The 2,897-nt window shown below is 50.4% G+C and carries 3 protein-coding genes; 1 reads left to right on the forward strand and 2 read right to left on the reverse strand.

The genetic code is table 11. The features are described 5' to 3' along the window. The first annotated feature begins 184 nt into the window (after positions 1-184). Entirely contained in the window at positions 185-730 is a 546-nt protein-coding gene (locus tag ABYW01_RS18185; protein WP_372835563.1) for a hydrolase, read from the forward strand. A 61-nt stretch (positions 731-791) separates the two neighbouring features. Here ABYW01_RS18185 and ABYW01_RS18190 read toward each other — a convergent pair whose 3' ends face one another. Both ABYW01_RS18190 and ppsA read right to left on the reverse strand, forming a co-directional pair. Then, positions 792-998 (reverse strand): dodecin, encoded by a 207-nt coding sequence (locus tag ABYW01_RS18190; protein ID WP_372835566.1) that lies wholly within the window; start codon positions 996-998, stop codon positions 792-794. Between the two features lie 201 nt (positions 999-1,199). Then, positions 1,200-2,897 (reverse strand): phosphoenolpyruvate synthase (ppsA, locus tag ABYW01_RS18195; protein ID WP_372835569.1); only part of this gene is annotated, 1,698 nt, incomplete at its 5' end.

Raw genomic sequence — 2,897 nt, forward strand, 5'->3', positions numbered from 1 at the left:
GTCGGTATCATTGTGGGTCACATGTATAACGATACGCCGCTGGTGATGACTGTGGCGATTAGCATTATGGGCATCCTGACACTATTGAGCTATTGGATATTTCTGCATAAAAAAGATCAGCCACAAGCGTAGCCAGCGGATCAACCGGACGCTATCCTGAGCAACATTCAGAGGGAGATATACGATGCTGATCCAACCTAATAAATCCTGTCTGCTGGTTGTAGACCTGCAGGAAAAATTGCTGCCTGCCATTCATGAAGGTGAAGCGGTTGTCGAAAATACACTCTGGCTGGCCGAGATCGCTAACCATCTGAGCGTACCGGTGCTCACATCTGAGCAGTACCCTCAAGGCTTAGGCGGGACCGCAACCTCACTGCTGGATGTACTGCCAGCTGAAGGTTTTATGGAGAAAATGGCCTTCTCCTGCATGTCGGATCCAGGCTGCAACGAAAAAATTAATGCGTTGCGCCCTAGCCAGGTCGTCGTTGTTGGCACCGAATCCCACGTCTGTGTTCTACAAACATGTTTGCAGCTGAAACAGCAGGCACGTGAAGTTTATGTGGTTGAAGACTGCGTCTCTTCTCGCAACCCCAAAGACAAAGAATTGGCACTGGAACGTATGCGACAGGCGGGGATCTATATCGTCAGCCGCGAGATGGTTGCCTTCGAATGGCTACAAACAGCCAACAACGAAAAATTCCGTTTTATCAGCAAGAACTATCTGCGTTAATACGCCGAATATCTTAGGTTGGGGCATGCTGCGCTGCTCCCAACCTGCAGATATACCGCGTCTAATCCAACCGAAACCCAATCTTCATCACTACCTGATAGTGACCCACCTTGCCATTTTCAATATGGCCACGTATCTCACTGACCTCAAACCATTCCACATGGTTGATGGTTTCCGCTGTTCGCTGAACGCCCTGCGAAATAGCATCATCAATACTGACTGAAGACGACCCGACGACCTCTACTTTCTTATATACATGATCACTCATTGGAAGCACCGCGCATTGGCTATTTAATAGTCAACATAGCTGATGGTATTGTTCGGCGCCAAAGCAAACACCGCCCAACAAAATCACTCTAACGAGCAATTCAGAATAGGCGAGGAAAATAGTCAGACTGAACAGAGCAGGAAAATAAAGGGAAAGAGCCGCAGCAACCCCGATCGGAGCTGCTGCGAACTGAAGCCGTTGTTAAACCGCTTCGGTGTTGGACAGGAAGAACCAGGTATCCAGTACAGAGTCCGGATTAAGGGATACAGAGTTAATCCCTTTCTCCATCAACCAACGTGCTAAATCAGGATGGTCAGACGGCCCCTGGCCGCAGATACCGATGTACTTGCCTTGCGCACGACATGCATCAATCGCCATCTCTAGCAGACGCTTCACCGCATCATTACGCTCGTCAAACAGATGCGCAATCACACCCGAATCCCGGTCCAGCCCCAACGTCAACTGAGTAAGATCGTTCGAGCCGATGGAGAAACCATCAAAATACTCAAGGAACTGATCCGCCAGCAACGCGTTGGATGGAATCTCACACATCATGATGACACGCAATCCATTCTCACCGCGCTTCAGACCGTTCTCCTCCAGCAATTCAACCACCTGCTTCGCTTCGCCCACGGTACGCACAAACGGCACCATGATCTCAACGTTGGTGAAGCGCATCTTATCGCGTACTTTTTTCAGCGCGCGGCATTCCAACTCAAAACAATCACGGAAGGAATCAGAGATGTAGCGGGTTGCCCCACGGAAGCCCAGCATCGGGTTTTCTTCGCTTGGCTCGTAGCGGTCACCACCGATCAGGTGCCCATACTCGTTCGACTTGAAGTCGGACATTCGTACGATCACTTTCTTCGGATAGAACGCTGCCGCTAGTGTTGAAATACCTTCCACCAGCCGCTCAACGTAGAATTCAACCGGATCTCCGTATCCCGCGATGCGACGATCGATCGTCTGACGTACATCGCGCGACTGTTCTTCATAGTTCAGCAGCGCTTTAGGGTGCACACCAATCATGCGATTGATAATGAACTCCAAACGCGCCAGACCAATACCAGAGTTCGGTAAAGACTGGAAATCAAATGCGCGATCCGGATTACCGACGTTCATCATGATATCAAACGGCAGGTTTGGCATAGATTCAACATTGTTGGTCTGATGCTCAAAGTCGAGCTTACCTTCGTAAGCACGCCCTGTATCACCTTCAGCACAAGAGACAGTGACAACCTGCCCCGGCTTCAGAATATCAGTCGCATCACCACAACCAACGATGGCTGGGATACCCAGCTCACGCGCGATAATCGCAGCGTGGCAGGTGCGACCACCACGGTTGGTCACGATGGCCGCTGATTTTTTCATCACCGGCTCCCAATCGGGATCCGTCATATCAGTGACCAGGACTTCACCCGGCTGCACCAAATGCATTTCGGTAATATCGTTCACAATGCGTACTGGTCCTGAACCAATACGGTGACCGATAGAACGACCTTCAACCAGACACTTACCAGTTTCTTTCAGTAAGTAACGTTCGATAACAGTGCTTTTATCACGGCTCTTAACGGTTTCAGGACGCGCCTGAACAATATATAAGCCACCGTCATCACCGTCTTTTGCCCACTCGATATCCATCGCGCGGCCATAATGCTGTTCAATGATCACCGCAAGGCGTGCCAATTCCTGCACATCCTCATCATTGATAGAAAATTGGTTACGCTCTTCCACCGGCACGCTTACTGTCTCGACAGCATTACCTGCACTGGCGTCGGCGGTGTAGATCATCTTGATCGCTTTCGCGCCCAAGTTACGACGCAAAATCGCCGGCGCACCCATTTTCAAGGTTGGCTTGTAGACGTAAAACTCATCCGGGTTAACCGCACCCTGTACCAC

Origin of the sequence: Pontibacterium sp. (assembly GCF_041587635.1) — a bacterium.
Classification (GTDB): Bacteria; Pseudomonadota; Gammaproteobacteria; order Pseudomonadales; family Balneatricaceae; genus Pontibacterium.